Source organism: Paenibacillus popilliae ATCC 14706 (assembly GCF_000315235.1).
Classification (GTDB): domain Bacteria; phylum Bacillota; class Bacilli; order Paenibacillales; family Paenibacillaceae; genus Paenibacillus_B; species Paenibacillus_B popilliae.
On record NZ_BALG01000312.1, the window covers coordinates 1 to 488 of the forward strand.

Sequence of the window (488 nt, forward strand, 5' to 3'; positions counted from 1 at the left end):
TGCCATAGGCTTTTCGATTCTTGTGGAAGATGTCCACAATGGCTTCGGTGACGTCATCTTCCTTGGCTGCTTCTTTGGCTTCATAATAGAACGTCCTTCTGGCGATTTGCAGGACACCGCACATTGCTGATACCGAGTAGTTATCCCGATTGCGATCCAGCGGTCTAAGGCCGAGGCGGTGAGGCCATATTCCTCCACAATCGCTGCTCTGGACTTCCCGTTTTCATAGAGTCCTACCATTTGTTTCTTGAATTCCGCCATAAAAGTTCTTCGTTGTTTTGGCATGTAGAGATCCGCTCCTTAAGATGATAGGTTTATTCTACAAGCCCTTATTTTTATTGTCCAACTAAGTGTAGCCGATCCAGTTCGTGTTTTCTCTTTCTTAAGTGAGTTGCCAGGATTCGTCTGAATTTAAGCTGCCAGTTGTAGCTGGGACTGACGATGCGGTCCCAATACATCTATTGGATTATAGATCTTTCTTTTTGTTC

At 45.1% G+C, this 488-nt stretch carries 1 protein-coding gene; it reads right to left on the bottom strand.

The window, feature by feature from the left end:
* On the bottom strand, window positions 1-285 hold a 285-nt coding region (locus PPOP_RS22225; protein ID WP_148277988.1), incomplete at its 3' end, for a transposase.
* Window positions 286-488 lie beyond the last annotated feature (203 nt).